The organism is Kineosporiaceae bacterium SCSIO 59966 (assembly GCA_020881835.1).
Taxonomy (GTDB): Bacteria; Actinomycetota; Actinomycetes; order Actinomycetales; family SCSIO-59966; genus SCSIO-59966.
The window spans coordinates 695,791-715,421 of record CP052876.1 but is presented as its reverse complement, the minus strand read 5'-3'; the positions used below and the strand labels follow the sequence as shown (position 1 = coordinate 715,421).

Genomic DNA, 19,631 nt, shown 5'->3' with positions numbered 1-19,631 from the left:
CACCACACAATCACCGGGAGTCACATCAGTCACGAACCTTTGGTGACATCTGTCCGTTTCGGGGTCGATCGGGGGTCAGCCGCGGAACTCGACGGTGGTCGGCGCCACGCGGCCCTCGTGGTCGAGCAGCCGGAAGAACGTCGTGTCCCGGACCAGCCCTCCCGTGTGGACGCCGTCACCGTCCCAGTCACCGGTCAGGGGGCGGTCGGTGACCCTGCCGACCGCGAACGACCACACGGTCTTCGGCCGCTGGATCGACGTGCCGAGGAACCAGTCCTTGCCGCGCACCAGCCCCGGCCGGTCGACGCCGTCGCCGAGCCATGCGCCGACCACCGGCACGTCGCCGTCGCGCCCCCAGGTGAACGAGGAGTGGGCGACACCCGATGTCGGCGTGGCGCGGACGAACCACTGCTTGCCGCGCACCACGGCGACCCCGTCGCGGGTGCTGCCCGCCCACCGTCCGGCGAGCGGGAGGTCCCCCTCCCGGCCGTAGCTGAAGCTCATCTGGGCGGGGCCGCCGGACACCGAGAACCGGACGAGCCAGGTGCCACCGCGGAACACACCGATGTCGTCGCGGCCGTCGTCGTTGAAGTCACCGACGACCGGCTCGTCCCCCGGCTGGCCGAAGGCCGCCCGCAGAACCTTGCCGTCAGCGGTCCGGAAGGCCCACTGCCCCGCGTTGAACCATCCGATGTCGGTGACGCCGTCACCGTCGACGTCGCCGCTCACCGGCACGGCACCGGTCGTGTCGACGACCTGCCGGACGAACGTCATCCCCGGAGAGCGGACGGCGGTGCCGAGGACGTTCTGCAGCCGCTGCCGGGTGTCCCAGCCGGTGAAGTCACGGACGACGGCCTGCCCGTCGATCAGGCCGCTCACGGTGACGACAGTCCGCTGGGGGTCTCCCTGTGGTGGGACGCTGACGTTGAGGACGGTGTCCATCCCGAAGGCCCGTCCCAGCTGGTCGGCACTCGCTCCGACGGTCCACGAGCGGTAGGGGTTGCCGCCGGCGGCGTCCCACCGGCTGTCGTCCAGCGCCCGCAGGTGCGGCACCGGCGCGGTGCCGTAGACGAACGCGTTGCTCTCGCTCCACCCGCCGTGCGAGGAGGTGTAGAGGACGTCGCGGGCGACCGCGCCGGAGGAGGTGACCAGGACGTGCCCGCCGGTCGCGGTGGTGGTCAGCCGGACGGCCTCGCGCTGCGTGCCGCCCCCGTCACGGTCGCGCTCCTCCTGCGTCGTCCCGAGCCAGTTCTGGTGCGCGGGCGTCGGCAGGATGAGGTAGCCCTGCTCGGTGGCGTTGAACTTGCCGAGCAGGTACGTCCGGGCGGCGATCATCTGGGCCTTGTGCGCCTCGATGTGCCAGGACACCGGCATCTCGGCAATGCCGCGCAGGTACTTCAGCACCGCCTGCCCGCGGGCGTTGTCCTCCATCACCTCGCGGACGGTCAGGCCGCGGTCGGTGCCCACCAGGGTGGTGAAGTCGTAGCTGGCCCGCCGGTCCAGGTGCACCGACCCGGACGACGTGTACGTGCGGACCCGCACCACCGTGCCCGGGTGGTCGACCCGCAGCTTCTGCCCCGGCTCGACGTACTGCAGGCCGGGGACGGAGGGGTCCTGCAGGGACGGGCCGGAGCGGACCTTGAGCCCGCTGCCGTCGCGGCGCGCCGCCCACGTCGTCCCCTGCGGCTGGACGACCTCGAGGGTCTCACCCGCCGCGGACGTCGTCCGCCACACCACCGGGCCGCTCTCGGCGAGCACGGTGGCGAAGCCGGGGCCGTTGGTCAGCATGTCGATGAGTACGCGGTGGTGCAGGTCGCGGTCGGCGACCCGCAGGCCGGCGTAGTACGTGGTGAGGATGTCGGTGGAGGTGCAGCCGAGGGTGGCTGCGCCTTGGGCGCCGTACTGGCTCATGCCCATGCTGTGGCCCCAGCCGTGCCCCTGGATCAGGAACTCCGCGTCCGCCGGCCCGGGGGCGGCAGCGGCGGGCTGGCCGCCCGGGGCCGGGCACGTCGCGGCGGTCGCGGTCGGGGCGGCGACGACGGCTGCGGCGGCGGTCAGGACGGAGGCTGCGGTCATCGCGACCCAGCGGCTGAGGTTCACAGTGAGTTCTCCCGGAGACAGTCGTACCCGCATCATCGGTCGAAGACGCCCTCGGCGTAAGCCCTTCGGACCGATTCGTCCCAGATCGGCATCGGATCGAGACCTGCGGCGGCCCACCCGGCGTGGCCGAGCACGGAGAACGCCGGCCGCGGAGCCGGGCGGGGGAAGGCCGCCGAGTCGGTGGCTCGGACGGCGCCGGAGTCGTAGCCGGCGAGCCCGGCGAGTAGCCGGGCCAGCCCGAACCACGTCGTGCGCCCGGACGCCGTGGCGTGGTAGGTGCCGGGCGGCGCGCCGCGCTCGACGGTGTCGACGATGCGGCGGGCCAGGTCGCGCGTCCACGTGGGCTGACCGTGCTGGTCGTCGACGACGTCGAGGGAGCCCCGCTCGGCGAGCAGCCGCAGCACCGTCGCGGGGAAGCAGCCGCCGTGCCGCCCGTACAGCCACGCGGTGCGCAGCACCCACGACCCGCTCGGGTGCTCGGCGCGCACCGCCCACTCCCCCGCGGCCTTGGTCCGCCCGTAGGCGGAGCGGGGCGCGACGAGCGCGTCCTCCGGGTAGGGCTCGGACGCCGTCCCGGCGAAGACGTAGTCGGTGGAGACGTGCACGAGCCGGGCGCCGCGCTGCGCACAGGCGCGGGCGAGGACGGCGGGGCCGACGGCGTTGACGGCAAAGGCGGCGCCCTCGGCGGTCTCGGCGCCGTCGACGTCGGTCCACGCGGCGCAGTTGACGACGACGTCGCCGGGCTCGATCGCGGCGCGGACGGCGTCGGCGTCAGTGACGTCGAGGTCCGCCCGGGTCAGCGCCAGCACGTCCCGGCCGGCGAGCGCCGCCACCACGTCGGTGCCGAGCATCCCGGTGGCGCCGGTGACCACCCACCGACCGGCCCCCGCCCCAGCGCCACCGGGGCTCGTCACCGCAGGGCCGCCCGCCGCTTCAGCGGCTCCCACCAGTCCCGGTGGTCCCGGTACCAGGCAACCGTGTCGGCCAGGCCCTGCTCGAAGCGGACCTGCGGGGCGTAGCCGAGCTCCTGCGAGATCTTGGTGATGTCGACGGAGTAGCGCCGGTCGTGGGCCTTGCGGTCCTCGACGTGCTCGACGCGGGACCAGTCGGCGCCGCAGGCGGCGAGCAGCAGCTCGGTGAGCTGGCGGTTGGTCAGCTCGGTGCCGCCGCCGATGTTGTACACCTCGCCGGCGCGGCCACCCTCGAGCACGAGCGCGATCCCGCGGCAGTGGTCGTCGACGTGCAGCCAGTCACGGACGTTCAGCCCGTCCCCGTACAGCGGCACCGTGCCGCCGTCGAGCAGGTTCGTGACGAACAGCGGGATGACCTTCTCCGGGAACTGGTAGGGCCCGTAGTTGTTCGAGCACCGGGTGACGACGACCGGCAGGCCGTGGGTGCGAGCGTAGGCGAGGGCGATGAGGTCGCTGCTGGCCTTGCTCGCGCTGTACGGGGAGTTCGGCCGCAGCGGCTCCTCCTCGGTCCACGAGCCCTCGTCGATCGAGCCGTACACCTCGTCGGTGGAGACGTGGACGAACCGGCTGACACCGTGCCGCAGCGCGGCGTCCAGGAGGGTCTGCGTGCCGACGACGTTCGTCATGACGAACTCGGCCGCGCCGAGGATCGACCGGTCGACGTGCGACTCGGCAGCGAAGTGGACGACGGCGTCCGCGCCGGAGAGCACCTGGTCGACCATCGGCCCGTCGAGGATGTCGGCCTCCACGACGTGCAGCCGCGGGTGGTCGGCGACCGGGTCGAGGTTGCGCAGGTTCCCCGCGTAGGTGAGCTTGTCGTACACGACGACCTCGGCGCCCGCCAGCGCCGGGTAGCGGTCGGTGAGCGTCTCGCGGACGAAGTGGGATCCGATGAACCCGGCTCCCCCGGTGACGACGATTCTCATGGGGCGCGACGGTACAGCCCGGCCGACGCCAGGTGCCCCGTCGGTAGTCTCGCCGCGTGCCCCGCCCGAGCGACCGACACGCGCGCCCCGTCGCCGCCGCCGTCGCGGCCGTGGGGGCTCTCGGAGCGGTGTGGGCGGCTTTTGGTGAGGGCAGTGCGGCGCTGGCCCTGGTCGTCGTGCTGCAGACCGGCGTGCTGCTGGGCCTGCTGCTGCTGTGGCGCCGGGTGCGCCGGCTCGACACCCGCCTCGACGTCCTGCTCGACCGCGCGACCCGACGGACCGCTGGCCCGCCGGCCACTGACAACGCTCCCGTCCTCGACGCGCTGGGCGCCGAGCGGCTGGACGCGGCCGCGCGGCACGCCGAGCTGCTCGAGGCGCTCGAGCGGCTCGCCGACCTGGCCCGGGAGCGCAACGCAGCGGCCCACCGTCACGACGCGGGCGACTCCCACGCGTCGTAGACCATCCCCTGGCGGGTGACGTCCGGGACGACGAGGTGGGTGCCGGCGTCCGAACCGGGCACCCAGGCACTGCCGAACAGCCGGTCGGCGGCGGCGTCCAGCGGCTCGGCCCCCCGGTGCCGTTGACAGCGCTGCAGCGCCCTGGTGGCCCACAGCTCCACGGCGGCGTCCGCGCCGTCGACGGTCTGCCGCAGGAGGCCGAGGCGCTCACCGGTGAGCCGGTCGAGCAGGTCGGCGACCGCCGTCGCCCCGACGGCGACCCCGGCGGGGACGACGAGGGTGTAGGGGCTGGGGAAGCCGGAGGCCGGTCGCTCGTCCGTGAACGTCACCCGGGGGTCGTGGGCGACGTAGTCCCGGACCCAGCGGGTGCCCGCGTCGTCCCGCATGCCCACGACGGTGACGTCGAGGTCGGTCACCGTGGAGGCGAGCACGGAGTCCACGGTCAGCTGCACCTGCTCGGGTGTCGCCCCGCTCGCCGGCACGATGGCCCGCACCCGCGGCACCGCCCAGCGCCGGCCGCGCTGCGGCAGCCGGAACAGTGGGACCGGGAGCCGGTTGGCGGCCAGGCCGACCCGGGCCCGTTTGATGTCGTCCCCGCGGACGGCGAAGTTCCGAGCGCCCTGGTGCACGGAGCGGGCCGCCGGCTCGGGGACCAGCACGGCGCCGGCGGTGAACACCCGGTAGCCGAACTCGGTGTCCACGATGCCGCGCAGCCCGTAGGTGGCGAAGCCGCCCGCCTCCTCGTACAACCGGCGGGGCACGGACACGGTGGCCCCGACGACGGCGAGGAAGAGGTCCTCGGCATCGGCCCGCAGGTCGTCGGCGTCCCGGATGAAGTCCTCCACCCAGACGTGCCGCTGCCAGCGCCGGCCGCCGAGCAGCCGGTCGAGGTCCTCCGTGGCCACCGCGTCAGCGGTCTGCTCGGGTGTGACGCCGTCGACGTCGACGAAGTGCTTGTAGCCCAGTACGACCGCGTCGGCCAGGACGTGGTGCCAGCGGGCGTGCGCCTCGACGTGGTCCCGGAACGCGATCATGTCCGCGTCGAGAAAGAGCAGGACGTCGGCGTCGCTGTGCTGCGCCCCGGCGTGCCGGCCGCGGCCACTGCCGTGGCCCTCGGCGGCCTCGAGCCGGACCAGCGCGGTCCGGCGCGGCCGCAGGTCCGGCAGCTGCAGGGCCGGCTCGGAGGCGTCGTCGACGACGACGACGTCGAGCAGCTCCTCGGGGTAGGTCTGCCGGGCCAGGGCGGCGAGGGTCCGGTCGAGCTCGCGCTGGCAGTCCTTGGCCGGGATGACGACCGTGACGCTGAGGGTGGGTGTCCACGTCCCGACCGGGGGCACCGGCACGGTGTGCCAGTCGTTGCGCCGCACCGTGACGGGCGGCGCTGCACCGGCGGGTGCCGACGTCTGCTGGGTCACGGGGGCTCCATCGCTCGGTAGGCTGCACCAGCCCGATCCCGCCGTCCTGACCGGGGGCCAGCCTGAGCAGCGCAGTGACCGACGACGGCACCGGTGTCGGCGGCACCCTACGGGATGGCGCGGACGGCGCCGGCGGCCCGTCCGACCCCACCTGGCGGTGGGCCGCCTCGGCGTCGGCCGAGGAGCTGGCGACCGCCGTGCGGACGCTGCCGGACACCGCCCCGGTGGCCCTGGACCTGGCAGCCGAGCCACCCGGTCCCTGGGACGACGAGGCCGCCGGCCTCGGGTCGCCGGCTCCGGCCGTCACCGCGACCCGGCGGGGCAGCGGCGACGCGGACGGCGACCCGGACGGTGACCTGGTGGTCCTCGACGACGCCACCGGCGCCGTGGTCGCCCAGCTGACCGGCGACGCCCCGACCCGGGCCCAGCTCGCCGCGCTGCGCGGTGTGCGGCACCTGCGCCTGCCCCTGGCCGCCACCCGCGGGCCCGTCGAGTACGCCCGCGTCCTGCAGGCCCTCGCGCTGGCCGGGGTGCCGGCGGTGACCGGCCCGCTGCCCCTCGTCGTCCGGCGGCTGGTGGGCGCGGACCTCGCCGACGTGGTCGCCGGCACACACGTCGGGCACACCGCCGACCCGCTGACCCGCCGGGACGTGGCCGTGCGGGCCCGCCGCGCCGCGCTGCTCCGCCAGGTCCGCCAGCCCCCCGCCGTCCGGGTCGTCGTGACGGGCGACGCCGTCCTGGTCCGGCAGTCGTGGCCCTCCGGGTGGGCGCCGCCGGACGTCGTCCGGGTGGACCGCCCTGCCAGCCACGACCTCGTCCCGCGCCACCACGACGTCGTCGTGCACGCCGGCGGAGACCTCTGCTACGGGCCGTTCCACGTCCTCGACGCGGCCCTCGAGCTGACCGTCGGCCCCGCCGACGTCGTCGGGGTGCGTCCGACGCTCGTCCACCTACCCGGCCTCGACGTGTGGGTCCGGCGCCCGCCGGACGGCACCGGGCCGGGCGTGCGGTCCCCGTCCTGGGCGGTCCGGCGGGACGTCGACCCGGACGTCGTCGCGGCCCTGGTCCGCGGGGACGAGGTGGACGGCCGCCTGCTGCACGACCTGGGGGTCGTCGGGGTCGCGGCGCCGGCCGAGCGCGACGACCTGCTGAGGGTCGCTGCGGCGCAGTGGGCGAGGACGCCGGCGGCGTTCCGGGACTGGGGCGCGGACCTGCCCTGGTCGCCCGGCAGGGCGGCGACTGCCCGGTCCTGGTTCGACGTCGGCTGCTGAACTCGCGGCTCGGGCGGTCAGGCCCTCGGGCCGGCGGCACGCACCCGCTGCACGGTCTCGAGCAGGGTCCTGGCCCGGGCGTCGAAGCTGTGCTCGGCCCGGACCGTCTCGGACAGCGCCATGCGGCGCTCGGCCTGCTCGGGCGTCTCCGACCAGTGGGCGTGCACCGCGTCGGCGAGGTCCTGCGGGGTGGCGAAGGTGCGCACGACGTCACCGAAGACGTCGTGCAGACCGTCGACCTCGTCGCTGACGACCCGGGCACCGCACGCGGCGAGGTCGAACAGGCGGTTGGACAGGAACCCCTCGCGCTGCATGTCCTCCCAGTGGTCGTTGAGGACCGCCCCGGCCGCGACGTACACCGCGGGGAGCTCCTCGTTGGGGATGTACCGGCCTTGCCACGCGCCGTCCGGCAGCAGCCCCTCCCACCGGACGCCGTACACGTCCGGGACGAGCCCGGCGTCCAGCGCGGCGCGCACGGCCGGTCGGACCCCGCGGGCGTTGCCGACGAACAGCAGCCGGTGGCGGCGCACCGGGTCCGGCTCGACCGGGTGGAAGCGCCCCGGGTCGGTGCACTGCAGCAGCGGCTCGACCGCGATCCCGTGCCGGGCGGTGAAGCGCTCGGCGAAGGAGATCGAGGCGGCGAACACCGCGTCGTAGGTGGCGGCCTCCCGCGGGGTCACCCGCTCCGGGTGGCTGATCATCCACATGATGTTGGTCTGCTGCGGGTTCACCGCGTAGTCCGAGACGCCGCGCAGCACGAGCGCGACGTCGTCGAGGTGGCTGCTCGGGCGGTGCCAGGCCTTCTTGCAGTCCAGGACGACCTCCTGGCCGAGCCGCTCGAGGCTCTCCTTGAGCGCGAGCGCGAAGTGCCAGTCCCCCCAGCTCTGCCGCCGGCCGAGCGTCGGCACGCCGGTCTTGATCGCCCAGCGCAGGGGACGGTCGCGGTGCCGGACCACGATGGGCTCGAACATCGACGTGTTCGCGTCCGAGGCCTCGACGGTCTGGTCGTTCTGGTAGCCGACGATCTGCAGGCCGGCCGCGCCCCAGACCTCGACGTCGTCCTGGGGCAGCTCACCGGCCCAGCGGTCGAGGAAGATCGCCCGGTTGTCGCGCGCCTGGGCCGTGGCCGCCGCGCCCTTGGCGCGGGCCAGCGTCGGTGGGACGGCGACGACGCTGGCCGCCGCGTAGCGCAGCGGCCGCCCGGTGTGCCGGGCGAGCCGCAGGGACAGGTCCCCGGAGTCGAGGTCGTTGACGAGCAACGGGTCCAGGCCGTGCACGGCGACGAGGTCGTCGGCCCGGGCCGCCAGGACGACCGGGGCGAGCGCGGCCCGCTCCTGGTCCTGAGCGACCTCGGGCCCGTCGCCGGGCAGGCCGCGGAAGACGTGGTGCGGCAGCCCGCGGCGGGAGAACACCAGCCCGACGCTCCAGACCACGCCGGCGGCGGTGAGCACCCGGGGCTGCACCATCGCCGCCGACCGCGACGCCAGCGGGGCGACCAGCGGCTCGAGCCAGCCCTCGTCCACCCACGTGCCGTCCACCATCGCGACGACGTACTCGCCGCGGGACTGCGCGATGCCGAGGTTCGTGGCGACCTCGAGGGACAACGGCTCGGGGTAGCGCAGGACGCGCAGGTTCTCGAACCGGTCCGGCAGCAGCTGCAGGTGCACGGCGTCGCCCTCGTCCCGACCGGTGTCGACGAGGAGCACCTCGAACGGGTGGTCGGTGACCGCGTAGAGCCGCTGCAGCTCCCGGACGAGGGCAGGGACGTCGCCGCGCACGTGAATGACGACCGAGGTGAGGCCGGGGATGCGGTCCGGCACCGCGCGCTCGGCGGCCGGCCAGTCCAGGTAGTACTTCGACTTGATCACGAACCGGAAGCCCCACGGCTCACTGACCGTGATCCGGTCGTCGCGGTCCTCCCACGGGTCGTACACGGTGGCGACGACCGGGACCGGGACGAACTCGGTGACGAACGACATCCGGATGAACAGGTCCCAGTCGACCATCCGGCGCAGGGACTCGTCGAAGCCGCCGACCTCGTCGAGCAGGGACCGTTCGTGGACGAGGACGATGCAGTCGATGTAGTTCCGTTCGCGCAGCGCCTCGGCGTTGAACGGTCCGACCCCGCCGCGGTAGGCGACCCGGTTCTGGCCACCCGGGGACTCGCGCAGCTCCGAGACGCCGTAGACGACACGGGCCCGCCGGGTGACCGCGTAGGCGACGGCCGTCTCGAGGAACTCGGGGGTCCAGGTGTTGTCGGAGTCGAGGTAGGCCACGTACTCCCCGCGGGCCCGGGCCAGCCCGGCGTTGCGGGCGGCGGCCACCCCGCCGGGTCGGGGTCGGCGCAGGTACTCGATCCGGTCGTCGGCCGCGACGACCGGTGCGAGCACCTCCTCGGTGTCGTCGGTGGACCCGTCGTCGACGACGACGAGCTGCCAGGCGTCGTACGTCTGCGCCTGCACCGAGCGGACCGCCTCGAGCACGCTCGCCGAGCGGTCCTTGGTCGGGACGACGACGGTGACCAGCGGACGGCGACCGGTGGCCCGCAGCTCCCGGACGGCCGCGGCGCGCTCCTCGGCGTGGGCGGCCGCGTCGAACGAGCCGACCGTGCGTGGGAAGTCCGCCCATCCCCGGTTGGCGCGGAACACCCGGGCGGTGCGCCGGGCCCAGTCCAGGAACGGCGGGGAGTCCAGGCCGGGGTGCGCGGCCCGGTACTGCGCGGAGTCGAACAGCTCGTGGGGCTCGGCGCCCTCACGCCACCCGGTGTCGAGGTAGTGCCCGAGCGGGCCTCCCGGGTGCTCGCGGGCCGCCGGGTGGCGCTTGAGGTAGCGCTTGGCGTCGAACAGCGGGTGCGGCGAGTCACCGCGGCGGGCGCCGCGCAGGACGTAGTGCGAGAACGGGTCCACACCGTCACGTCGCAGCGCCGGGTGCTCGGCGAGGTACCAGCTGGGCACGAACGCCGGGTGGGGTGACAGGCCGGCGGCCGCACCGTGGCGCAGGTAGTGGGCGACCAGGTCGGTGCCTGCGGGGAGCTCCTCGTCGAGCTGCTCGCGGTACCACGCCTCGTCGAACAGCCCGCTGGCGCGGATCGCGGCCGCAGCCCGGCGGGGCCGCACGGCGGCCACGGCCGCCGTCACGGGTGCCGTCCGACGCACCCGGCGAAGGACCTTGCGGGCGAGCTGCTTCACGCGTGTTCTCCGGGAACGGCATCGGGGTCGGGGGACGCGGCGAGCCGCCCGCGGGCGGTCACGGCGTCGAGCAGGATACGGGCCCGGGCGTCGAAGGAGTGCCGACGACCCACCTGGACGCCGAGCCGGGCCCGCTCGGCGTCGTCCGGGAACTCCTCGGCGGCGCGGGTGACGAGACGGACCAGCCCGTCCCGGTCGGTGAACGTGCGGACCAGCCCGCCGAACAGCTCCTCGACGTCCGGCACGTCGTCGGTGACGACGCGGGCGCCGCAGGCGGCGGCATCGAACAGCCGGTTCGAGAGGAACCCCTGCGCCCGCATGTCCGGCCAGTGGTCGTTGAGCACGACGCCGGCGCTGGCGTAGGCGGCCGGCAGCCGGTCGTTCGGCACGTGGGTGGAGCGGACGACGCCGGGCGGCAGCAGCCGTTCCCAGCGGGACCCGTGGACGGCGACGTCGACGCCGGCGGCGAGCAGGTCGGTGACGACCGGCCGGGCGACGTTGCGGGAGTTGCCGACGAACAGCACCGGGTCCCCGCTGCCGGGCGGCGCGACGCCGGGATGGAACCGGGTCGGGTCGGTGGCCTGCAGCAGCGGGAGGACCTCGACGCCGGTACGGGCCGTCGTCGCCTCGGCCCAGGTGCGGCTGGCGGCCAGGACGACGTCGAAGTCGGCGAGCTCGTCGTCGGCGACGAGCTCGGGGTGGCTGATCACCCACAGCACGTTGACGGCGCCCGGCACCGGCGGCAGCCGGCGGACCCCGCGCAGCACGAGGGCCACGTCGTCGAGGTGGGTGGTGGGCTTGCCGCCGCCGGCCTCGAGCGGGTCGACGACCGCGTGCTGGCCGAGCCGCTCGAGGGCGGCGGCGAGCGCGCGGGCGAAGTGCAGGTCGCCCCAGGCGGTGGACCGGCGGCCGGCCGGCACGGCGGTGCGCACCGCCCAGCGCAGCCCGCCGGGGGGCGGGTCGGGGCGCACGGGGGCCGGGTGCGGCGGCAGGTCCTCGCGGTGGTCGAGGACGACGGCGTCGGTGCGCACGACGTGCCGGCCGCCATTCGACGTGGCATCCGGCATGGTGGCCGGCATGGTGCCCGGGCCGGGCCGGCGGACGAGGACGCCGGGGGTGGCGGCGGCGGGCACCTCGGTCCCGGCCCGGTGGGCGTCCTCGGCCGGCAGGCCGACGAACAGCGGGACGGCGGCCCGGTCCTCGGCGCCAGGGCGGGAGGCGCCGGCGGAGCGGACCGCCCCGTCGCGGCGGACGGCGACCGGCTGGGCCGAGTCCGCCCGGCCCCCGGTGACCGGCAGCAGGCAGCGGTCCCACCCCTCGAGGACCTCGACCTCGACGGGGACGTCGACCCGCACCCGGCCGTCCGGCGCGGGCGCCCGGGTGCGCACCCGCACCCGCGGGTCGGTCTCCAGCGCGGCCAGCAGCACCCGGACGGCCCGGCGTGCCCGCGGCGTCCGGAGCACGACGACGTCGAGGCGCCGGCCGGTATCGGCGGCGAGCAGGGCGGTGACGCACCGCCACGTGGGCCACCACTCGTCGCCGGAGTCGACGACGGCCACGACGTCCGAGGCCGCGGCCAGGGCCTGGTCCTCCTCGACGTCGCCGGTCGCCGGCTCCGGGTCGAGCGCGGCGAGCAGCCGGGCCCGCAGCTCCCCCCAGGTCGGGTCGGGCCCGGGCCAGTCCTCCGGGGTCGGCAGCCGGGTGCCCGGCTCGGCGGTGGCGGCCAGGTGGGCGGCGGGACCGTACGGGTGCGCGGCGGCGTCCGGGTGCGCCGCGGCCCACGCGTCGCCGTCGAGGAGCGGGTGCCAGCCGCTCGGGGTGCGCCGCCGGCGCAGCGCCTGCGCGAGCGGGTCGGCCCCGGCGTCACGCCACGCCTGCGGGGCGTACCACTCCGGCTCGAACAGCGGGTGCGGGGACAGTCCCCGGCGACGGCCGCGCAGCACGTAGTGGGCGGCGGCGAGGCTGTCGCTGGCGAACCGGCGCCCGGTCTGCCGCTCGTACCAGGGCCGGTCGAGCACCCCGGCGCGGGCGACGTACGCCACGGAGGCGAGGATCTCGACGGGCCGGCGCAAGGGCCCCGGCAGCGACACGGCGCACCTCCCGGGCAGGTCCGGGCCAGGCTAGGGCATCCTGTAGCGTCGTCCGGCCCGGGCGGGCAGGCACACGCATCGAGGGAGTCACCGTGAAGCTGGTCGTGGTCGGACTGGGGTACGTCGGGCTGCCGCTGGCCCAGGAGGCCACTCGCTCCGGGCTCGAGGTGACGGGCCTGGACCTGTCGACGCGGGTGGTCGAGGGGCTCAACGCGGGCCGCTCCCACGTCGACGACCTCAGCGACGACGACATCGCCGCGATGCTGGCCGCCGGGTTCTCCGCGACGACGGACCCGGGCGTCATCGCGGACGCGGACGTCGTCGTCATCTGCGTCCCGACCCCGCTGTCGGAGGAGGGCGGACCGGACCTCGGCGCCGTCCTCGGCGCGACCGACACGGTCGCCGCCCACCTCACCCCCGGCACCCTCGTCGTCCTGGAGTCGACGACCTACCCGGGCACCACCGAGGACCTGCTGCGTCCGCGGCTGGAGGCCGGCGGCCTGCGGGTCGGCGAGGACTTCTTCCTCGCGTTCTCCCCCGAGCGGATCGACCCGGGCAACCCCACGTACGGGTTCCGCAACACCCCCAAGGTCGTCGGCGGGGTCACCCCGGCGTGCACCCAGCGGGTGGCGGACTTCTACGGGCGCCTGTGCGACGAGGTGGTGCACGCCGCCGGCACCCGCGAGGCCGAGATGGCCAAGCTGCTGGAGAACACCTACCGGCACGTCAACATCGCCCTGGTCAACGAGATGGCCCGGTTCTGCCACGAGCTCGACATCGACCTGTGGAACGTCATCGACTGCGCCCGGACCAAGCCGTTCGGGTTCCAGGCGTTCTACCCCGGTCCCGGCGTCGGCGGGCACTGCATCCCCATCGACCCGAACTACCTCAGCTACACGGTCCGGGCGAAGCTGGGCTACCCGTTCCGGTTCGTCGAGCTCGCCCAGGAGATCAACCACACGATGCCGGCGTACGTCGTCCGCCGCGCCCAGGACCTGCTGAACTCGGTGGCCAAGCCGCTCAACGGGTCCTCGGTGCTGCTGCTCGGCGTGACGTACAAGGCCGACATCGCCGACGAGCGCGAGTCGCCCGCCGTCCCGCTCGCCCAGCAGCTCGCCGACGCCGGCGCGAAGGTCAGCTACCACGACCCGAAGGTGGCGACCTGGCACCCGGCCGGCGAACCGCTGCAGTCGGTACCCGACCTGCCGCAGGCGCTGCGAGCCGCCGACCTCGTCATCCTGCTGCAGGTGCACTCCTCCTACGACCTCGCGGCGATCGCGGCCGAGGCACCGCTGCTGCTCGACACCCGAGGCGTGCTCGCCGACAGCGAGGCCGTGGAACGTCTGTGACCGACGACCAGTCGCAGGGCCCGACCGCCATCGTCGAGCGGTACGGTCTGCGTCGTCTCGGCGGCCGGCCGTCACTCGGTCGGTACCTCCACCAGCTGTGGCGGCGACGGCACTTCACCATCGAGCTGTCCCGCAGCCGGTTCCGCGCCGAGAACGAGCAGGACCGGCTCGGCATCGCCTGGGTGGTCATCAGGCCGCTCATCAACGCGGTCGTCTACGGGCTCATCTTCGGGGTCCTGCTACCCAGCAGCACCCGGCCGGACAACTTCGTCCCGTTCCTCGTCACCGGGATCTTCGTGTTCCAGTTCTTCTCGTCCTCGCTGAGCGACGGCGCGAAGTCGATCACCGGCAACCTCGGGCTCGTGCGGTCCCTGCACTTCCCGCGGGCCCTGCTGCCGGTCGCGGTCGTCCTGCAACGGGCCTACGCACTGGGGCCGATGATGGTGGTGCTCGCCGTCCTCGTCGTCGCCACCGGGGAGCCCGTGCGCTGGACGTGGCTGCAGGTACCCGCCGCCCTGTTACTCATGGCGATGTTCAACCTCGGCGTCGCGTTCCTCACCGGCCGGCTGACCGTCCACGTCCGGGACATCGCGCAGCTGCTGCCGTTCGTCACCCGGGTGATGTTCTACATCAGCGGGATCTTCTACGCGATCGAGCGGGTCATCGAGGAGGGGCCGCTGCTGACCGTGCTCACCGCCAACCCGGTGTACGTGTACATCAGCCTGGTCCGTGGCGCCTTCATCACCGACCTGCCGGCCTCCCCAGGGTCCTGGCTGGTGGGTCTCGCCTGGGGGGTCGGGCTCGCCGTCGCCGGGTTCCTGTTCTTCTGGCGGGCGGAGGAGCGCTATGGCCGCGAGTGAGCCCCGTCCGACCGTCGTCGCGGACGACGTCAGCGTCACCTACCGGGTGTTCGCCACCGGCAAGCGGGAGCAGGACGGCCGGTCGCTGCTGCGCCGCCGCCCGGCGGTGCGCCGCTCGCGCGCCGTCCCAGCGCTGCGCAACATCTCCTTCGTCGCCCACGAGGGCGACGCGATCGGCGTCGTCGGCACGAACGGCTCCGGCAAGAGCACCCTGATGCGCGCCATCGCCGGGCTCACCGTCCCGACCAGCGGGGCCATCTACGCCGACGGCGACCCGGCGCTGCTCGGCGTCAACGCCGCCCTCATCAACGACCTGTCCGGCGAGCGGAACGTCATCCTCGGCGGGCTCGCGCTCGGCATGACGCCCGAGGAGGTCCGCCGCCGCTACGACGAGATCGTCGACTTCGCCGGTCTCGGCGACTTCATGGACCTGCCGATGCGCACGTACTCCTCCGGGATGAGCGCCCGGCTGCGGTTCGCCATCGCCGCGTCCGTGACCCACCGGGTGCTGCTCATCGACGAGGCGCTCGCCGTCGGCGACGCAACGTTCAAGCGGCGCAGCGAGAAGCGGATCAAGGAGCTTCGCGACGCCGCGGGGACCGTCTTTCTCGTCAGCCACTCGATGCGCACCATCAAGGAGACGTGCAACCGCACGCTGTGGGTGGAGCGGGGCGAGCTGCGGATGGACGGGCCGACCGAGGAGGTCGTGACCGCGTACTGGAACCACGTGACCTCGTGACCGCCCTGCGGGTCCTCGTCGTCACCGTCGTCCACGACCCGGAGGACGCGCGGATCCGCCACCGGCAGCTGCCCGCCCTGCTCGACGCCGGCCACGACGTCGTCTACGCCGCCCCGTTCTCCGGCTACGGCCGCACCCCACCCCCCGGCGTCAGAGGCGTCGACCTGCCGCGTGCCGTCGGCCGGCGCCGGCTGCGGGCGCTCACCGCCGCCCGCCGGCTGGTGACGAGCGCCTGGCGCGACGCTGACGTCGTCCTGCTGCACGACCCCGAGCTGCTGCTCGCCGTCGCCGGCCGCCGCCGGCGGCGCTGGCGGGACGGCCCCGCGGTGGTGTGGGACGTGCACGAGGACACCGCGGCCGCGCTCGGGCTCAAGGGGTGGCTGCCGCCGGCCCTGCGCCGGGTCACCGCGGCCGCCGTCCGGGCGGTGGAGCGGTGGGCGGAGCGGCGGGTGCACCTGCTGCTCGCCGAGGAGGGGTACGCCGTCCGGTTCACCCGGGCCCACCCCGTCGTGCCGAACTCGGTGCGGGTCCCGGCCCGCGAGCCGTCCCCGCCGGGCGAGGACCGGGTGGTCTACCTCGGCCGGCTCACCCGGGCGCGCGGGGCGCTCGACCTCCTCGAGGTCGGCCGCCGCCTCGCCCCCGACGTCGTCGTCGAGATGATCGGCAACGCCGACCGGGACGTCGCGGACGCCGTGCGCGCCGCCGCCGACCGCGGTGAGGTCCGCTGGCACGGGTTCGTCCCGAACGACCGGGCGCTCGCCCTGCTCGACGGGGCGGCCGCCGGGCTGTCGCTGCTGCACGACGAGCCGAACTACGCCCACTCGCGGCCGACGAAGGTGATGGAGTACCTGGCGCACGGGCTGCCGGTCGTCACCACCCCGAACCCCAGCTCGCGCGAGCTCGTCGAGGCCGCGGGCGCCGGGGTCGTCGTCCCGTTCGAGGACCATGCCGCAGCCGCGGACGCCGTCCGGGCGCTGGTCGCCGACCCCGACCGGCGCCTCCGGCTGGGGGCGGCCGGGCGCCGGTACGCGCAGGGGCACCTGGACTGGGCGCTGGACGCCCGGCGGTTCCTCGCCGTCCTGCAGGGCTGGGCCGCGGCCCACCGCCGGCGTCGCTAGCCTGCCCGCCGTGCAGATCCGCGAGCTCGCCGTCCCCGACGCCTTCGAGGTCACCCCACGCCAGCACCGTGACGACCGGGGGACGTTCCTCGAGTGGTACCGGTTCGAGCCGCTGGCGGAGGCGGTCGGCCACCCGCTGCACCTGGCCCAGGCGAACACGTCGGTGTCGTCGCGCGGGGTGCTGCGCGGCATCCACTACGCCGACGTCCCGCCGAGCCAGGCCAAGTACGTCACCTGCACCCGGGGCGCCGTCCTCGACGTCGTCGTCGACCTGCGGGTCGGCTCGCCCACCTTCGGGGCGTGGGACGCGGTGCGCCTGGACACCGTCGAGCGGCGCGCGGTGTACGTCGCCGAGGGGCTGGGGCACGCGTTCCTCGCCCTCGAGGACGACGCGACGGTCAGCTACCTGTGCTCGACGGTGTACTCCCCCGGCCGCGAGCACGAGGTGAACGCGCTCGATGCGGCGCTCGGCATCGCCTGGCCGGACGACGTCGAGCCGCGGCTGTCGCCCAAGGACGCGCAGGCGCCGACGCTGGCGGAGGCGCGGGAGCGGGGACTGCTGCCGTCGTGGCAGGCGTGCCGGGACCTCTACGCCGCACTCCGGGCCTCCGGCGGGCGCCCCTAGGCTGTCCGCCCATGCGCGGCATCATCCTCGCCGGAGGCTCCGGGACCCGGCTGTACCCGATCACCAAGGGCGTCAGCAAGCAGCTGATGCCGGTGTACGACAAGCCGATGATCTACTACCCGCTGTCGACGTTGATGATGGCCGGCATCCGGGAGGTCCTCGTCATCACCACCCCGGAGGACAGCAGCTCCTTCCAGCGGCTGCTCGGTGACGGCTCCGACCTCGGCATCGAGCTGCAGTACGCCACCCAGCCGCGGCCCGAGGGGCTGGCCCAGGCCTTCCTCATCGGGGCGGACTTCATCGGCGCGGAGAAGGTCGCACTCGTCCTGGGGGACAACATCTTCCACGGCACCGGGCTCGGCACGGCGCTGAAGCAGAACACCGACGTCGACGGCGGTCACATCTTCGCCTACCACGTCGCGAACCCGACGGCCTACGGCGTCGTCGACTTCGACGCCGACGGCCGGGTGCGCTCCATCGAGGAGAAGCCGCAGCGGCCGCGCAGCAACTTCGCCGTCCCGGGACTGTACTTCTACGACAACGACGTCGTGGAGATCGCCCGCTCCGTGACGCCCAGCGCCCGCGGCGAGCTCGAGATCACGTCGGTCAACGACGCCTACCTGCGGCGCGGCCGGCTCTCGGTCACCGTGCTCGAGCGCGGCACCGCCTGGCTGGACACCGGCACGTTCACGGCGATGATGCAGGCCGCCGAGTTCGTCGAGGTCATCGAGGCGCGACAGGGCTTCAAGATCGGCTGCGTCGAGGAGATCGCCTGGCGTGAGGGCTGGATCGACGACGAGCAGCTCGCCCGGGTCGCCGAGCCGTTGCGCAAGAGCGGCTACGGCGAGTACCTGCTGCGGCTCCTCGACGACCCCCGCCGTCCGTGAGGCCACCCCGCGTCGTGCGGGCACGACGTGGTCAGGGGTGCGGGTCGAAGCGGGCCTCGAGGCGGCGCATGAGCCGCCGGACGGCGCCGGGGCGGGGACGTCGAGGGGCCACGGCCCCGAGCAGCAGCGGGGCGTCGAGGGCCTGGACGGCGGCGGGGCCGGCGACGACGAGCACGGTGTCGGTGTCGTAGGTGCGGCGCAGCTCGAGGAGCTGGTGGCGGCGCCGGTCGGGCTCGGCGGGCAGGTGCTCGACGACGTAGCCGGCCTGCCGCACCCGCGGCCACAGCGCCGGGTCGGCCACGACCACCGGGGTCAGCGCCTCGCCGCCGGGCCCCGTCTGGACGGCGCGCAGCCGCCCCAGCAGGGCGTCGCAGACGTCGGGGTCCGCCCCGACGAGGACGACGACCGCCACCGGTCCGCCGCCGCCGCGCGGCAGGTCCCGGCCGCGGCGCAGCCCGGGCGGCGGCCCGCCGGCGACCGGGACGACGACGTGGTCGACGACCCGGGCGGCGGCCGCCCGCAGCGGCGACCCCGGCCCGGTCACCCGGCGCCACAGCGTCACGACGCCCCACCGCCCGCGACTCGTTCCACCGCCGCCATGGCCTCTGCGGCCCCGTTGCCGGGCCACACGGCCCGGCAGGCGGCGGCGAGCCGGGCCTGCTCCTCCGGGTCGACGAGCCGGGCGACCGTCCCGGCGACGTCGCCGCTCAGGTCCAGGTGCAGCCCCGCACCGGCGCCGGCCGCCCACGCCGCCCGGGCCTCCTGGTCGTCGAGCTGGGTGGTGTTCGCGACGAACGCCGAGGGCACCGCGAACGCCACGGACTCGTGGAACGAGTTGTACCCCGCGGTGACGACGGCGGCGTCCACCGCCCGCAGGTAGCGGCTCACCGGGTACACCGCCACCGGCACCGCCCCGGCGTCGAGCACCGCCGCCGTCCCGGCGATCGCCGGCTGGGTGACGGCCACCTGGACGTCGTGGTCGCGCAGGGCCGCGAGCACCGCGCCCCGGTCGGTGGTGACGTCGGCGAGGTTGCCGGCGCCGAGGCTGACGAGCACCACCGGCCGGTCCGGGTCGAGCCCGAGCGCGCGCCGGGCGGCGGCGCGATCAAGGAGGTCCGGCTCGTCGAGCAGGGTGACCGGCCGGACGACGAGCGCGTCGCCCCGGCCCGCGGTCAGGCCCCGGTCGGCGGCGGCGGCCACCTCCCCGGGCTGGACGACGAGGTCGACGGCGCCGGCGCAGCGGGCCAGCTGCGCCGCCCCCTGGCCGGGCTTCCACATCCCCCGGCGGGACCACACCAGCCGCACGCCCCGTCGCTCGGCGACGGCGTCCAGGACGCCGGAGTACGGGTAGGCCCCGTCGAAGACGACGACGTCGGGCCGCAGCCGGTCCAGCTCGGCGCGCAGCCGCCGCAGCAGCAGGGTGTTCCAGCGCCGGGAGCCGATGCCGAGGTCCCCGGCGGACGGCACGTACGTCCACGGCAGCCCGCCGGCGGCCACCGGCACCGCCTGCGACATCGACAGCAGGTGGACGTCGGTGCCCGGGCTGCGGCGGCGGGCCATCGCGACCAAGCGGGTGAGGTGGCCCATCCCGGCGCCGTTGGAGCTGACGAGCAGCACCCGCGGGCCGTGGCCGC

16 protein-coding genes are annotated in these 19,631 nt (G+C 75.0%); 8 read left to right on the top strand and 8 right to left on the bottom strand.

The features are described 5' to 3' along the window. Positions 1–75: 75 nt before the first annotated feature. From HJG43_03510 to rfbB, 3 genes are read right to left on the bottom strand one after another with little or no spacing between them, the layout of a single operon-like run. Entirely contained in the window at positions 76–2,076 is a 2,001-nt protein-coding gene (locus tag HJG43_03510; protein UER53781.1) for a hypothetical protein, read from the bottom strand. 56 nt (positions 2,077–2,132) lie between these two features. After that, positions 2,133–2,951: a dTDP-4-dehydrorhamnose reductase gene (gene rfbD / locus HJG43_03505; protein ID UER55666.1), complete on the bottom strand. Its 819-nt coding sequence runs from the start codon at positions 2,949–2,951 to the stop codon at positions 2,133–2,135. A 59-nt stretch (positions 2,952–3,010) separates the two neighbouring features. Beyond that, positions 3,011–3,997 carry a dTDP-glucose 4,6-dehydratase gene (gene rfbB / locus HJG43_03500; protein UER53780.1) on the bottom strand — a complete coding sequence of 329 codons (987 nt, stop codon included), beginning with the start codon at positions 3,995–3,997 and terminating at the stop codon, positions 3,011–3,013. 56 nt (positions 3,998–4,053) lie between these two features. On the opposite strand from rfbB, the gene HJG43_03495 reads away from it, so the two are divergent. Next, positions 4,054–4,455, top strand: coding sequence for a hypothetical protein (locus HJG43_03495; protein UER53779.1), 402 nt, complete (start codon positions 4,054–4,056; stop codon positions 4,453–4,455). Here HJG43_03495 and HJG43_03490 read toward each other — a convergent pair. Next, positions 4,425–5,870 carry a glycosyltransferase gene (locus tag HJG43_03490; GenBank protein ID UER53778.1) on the bottom strand — a complete coding sequence of 482 codons (1,446 nt, stop codon included), beginning with the start codon at positions 5,868–5,870 and terminating at the stop codon, positions 4,425–4,427. The genes HJG43_03495 and HJG43_03490 overlap by 31 nt on opposite strands. A gap of 74 nt (positions 5,871–5,944) precedes the next feature. On the opposite strand from HJG43_03490, the gene HJG43_03485 reads away from it, so the two are divergent. Then, on the top strand, positions 5,945–7,141 hold the full coding sequence (locus HJG43_03485) for a hypothetical protein (GenBank protein UER53777.1): 1,197 nt from the start codon (positions 5,945–5,947) through the stop codon (positions 7,139–7,141). Positions 7,142–7,158: 17 nt separating this feature from the next. Here HJG43_03485 and HJG43_03480 read toward each other — a convergent pair whose 3' ends face one another. Continuing rightward, positions 7,159–10,329 (bottom strand): glycosyltransferase, encoded by a 3,171-nt coding sequence (locus HJG43_03480; GenBank protein UER53776.1) that lies wholly within the window; start codon positions 10,327–10,329, stop codon positions 7,159–7,161. Then, a complete protein-coding gene (locus HJG43_03475) occupies positions 10,326–12,419 on the bottom strand; it encodes a glycosyltransferase (GenBank protein UER53775.1) in 2,094 nt (697 codons plus the stop codon). Before HJG43_03475 ends, HJG43_03480 begins: the two co-directional genes overlap by 4 nt. Before the next feature lie 92 nt (positions 12,420–12,511). Here HJG43_03475 and HJG43_03470 point away from each other — a divergent pair, with 92 nt between their 5' ends. The 6 genes from HJG43_03470 to rfbA are packed head-to-tail and all read left to right on the top strand — an operon-like array spanning position 12,512 to position 17,997. Then, a complete protein-coding gene (locus HJG43_03470) occupies positions 12,512–13,768 on the top strand; it encodes a nucleotide sugar dehydrogenase (protein ID UER53774.1) in 1,257 nt (418 codons plus the stop codon). After that, complete coding sequence (locus HJG43_03465) at positions 13,765–14,628, top strand: ABC transporter permease (protein ID UER53773.1); 864 nt, start codon at positions 13,765–13,767, stop codon at positions 14,626–14,628. The genes HJG43_03470 and HJG43_03465 overlap by 4 nt, the downstream gene beginning before the upstream one ends. Then, positions 14,615–15,367 (top strand): ABC transporter ATP-binding protein, encoded by a 753-nt coding sequence (locus HJG43_03460; protein UER53772.1) that lies wholly within the window; start codon positions 14,615–14,617, stop codon positions 15,365–15,367. The genes HJG43_03465 and HJG43_03460 overlap by 14 nt, the downstream gene beginning before the upstream one ends. Before the next feature lie 5 nt (positions 15,368–15,372). Then, complete coding sequence (locus HJG43_03455) at positions 15,373–16,485, top strand: glycosyltransferase (protein ID UER55665.1); 1,113 nt, start codon at positions 15,373–15,375, stop codon at positions 16,483–16,485. A 10-nt stretch (positions 16,486–16,495) separates the two neighbouring features. Then, complete coding sequence (gene rfbC, locus HJG43_03450) at positions 16,496–17,110, top strand: dTDP-4-dehydrorhamnose 3,5-epimerase (protein UER53771.1); 615 nt, start codon at positions 16,496–16,498, stop codon at positions 17,108–17,110. Positions 17,111–17,121: 11 nt separating this feature from the next. Continuing rightward, entirely contained in the window at positions 17,122–17,997 is an 876-nt protein-coding gene (gene rfbA, locus HJG43_03445; GenBank protein ID UER53770.1) for a glucose-1-phosphate thymidylyltransferase RfbA, read from the top strand. Positions 17,998–18,028: 31 nt separating this feature from the next. On the opposite strand, the gene HJG43_03440 is transcribed toward rfbA, so the two are convergent. Then, positions 18,029–18,559: a hypothetical protein gene (locus HJG43_03440; protein ID UER53769.1), complete on the bottom strand. Its 531-nt coding sequence runs from the start codon at positions 18,557–18,559 to the stop codon at positions 18,029–18,031. Further along, entirely contained in the window at positions 18,556–19,584 is a 1,029-nt protein-coding gene (locus HJG43_03435) for a UDP-N-acetylglucosamine--LPS N-acetylglucosamine transferase (GenBank protein ID UER55664.1), read from the bottom strand. The genes HJG43_03440 and HJG43_03435 overlap by 4 nt, the downstream gene beginning before the upstream one ends. Positions 19,585–19,631: the final 47 nt, after the last annotated feature.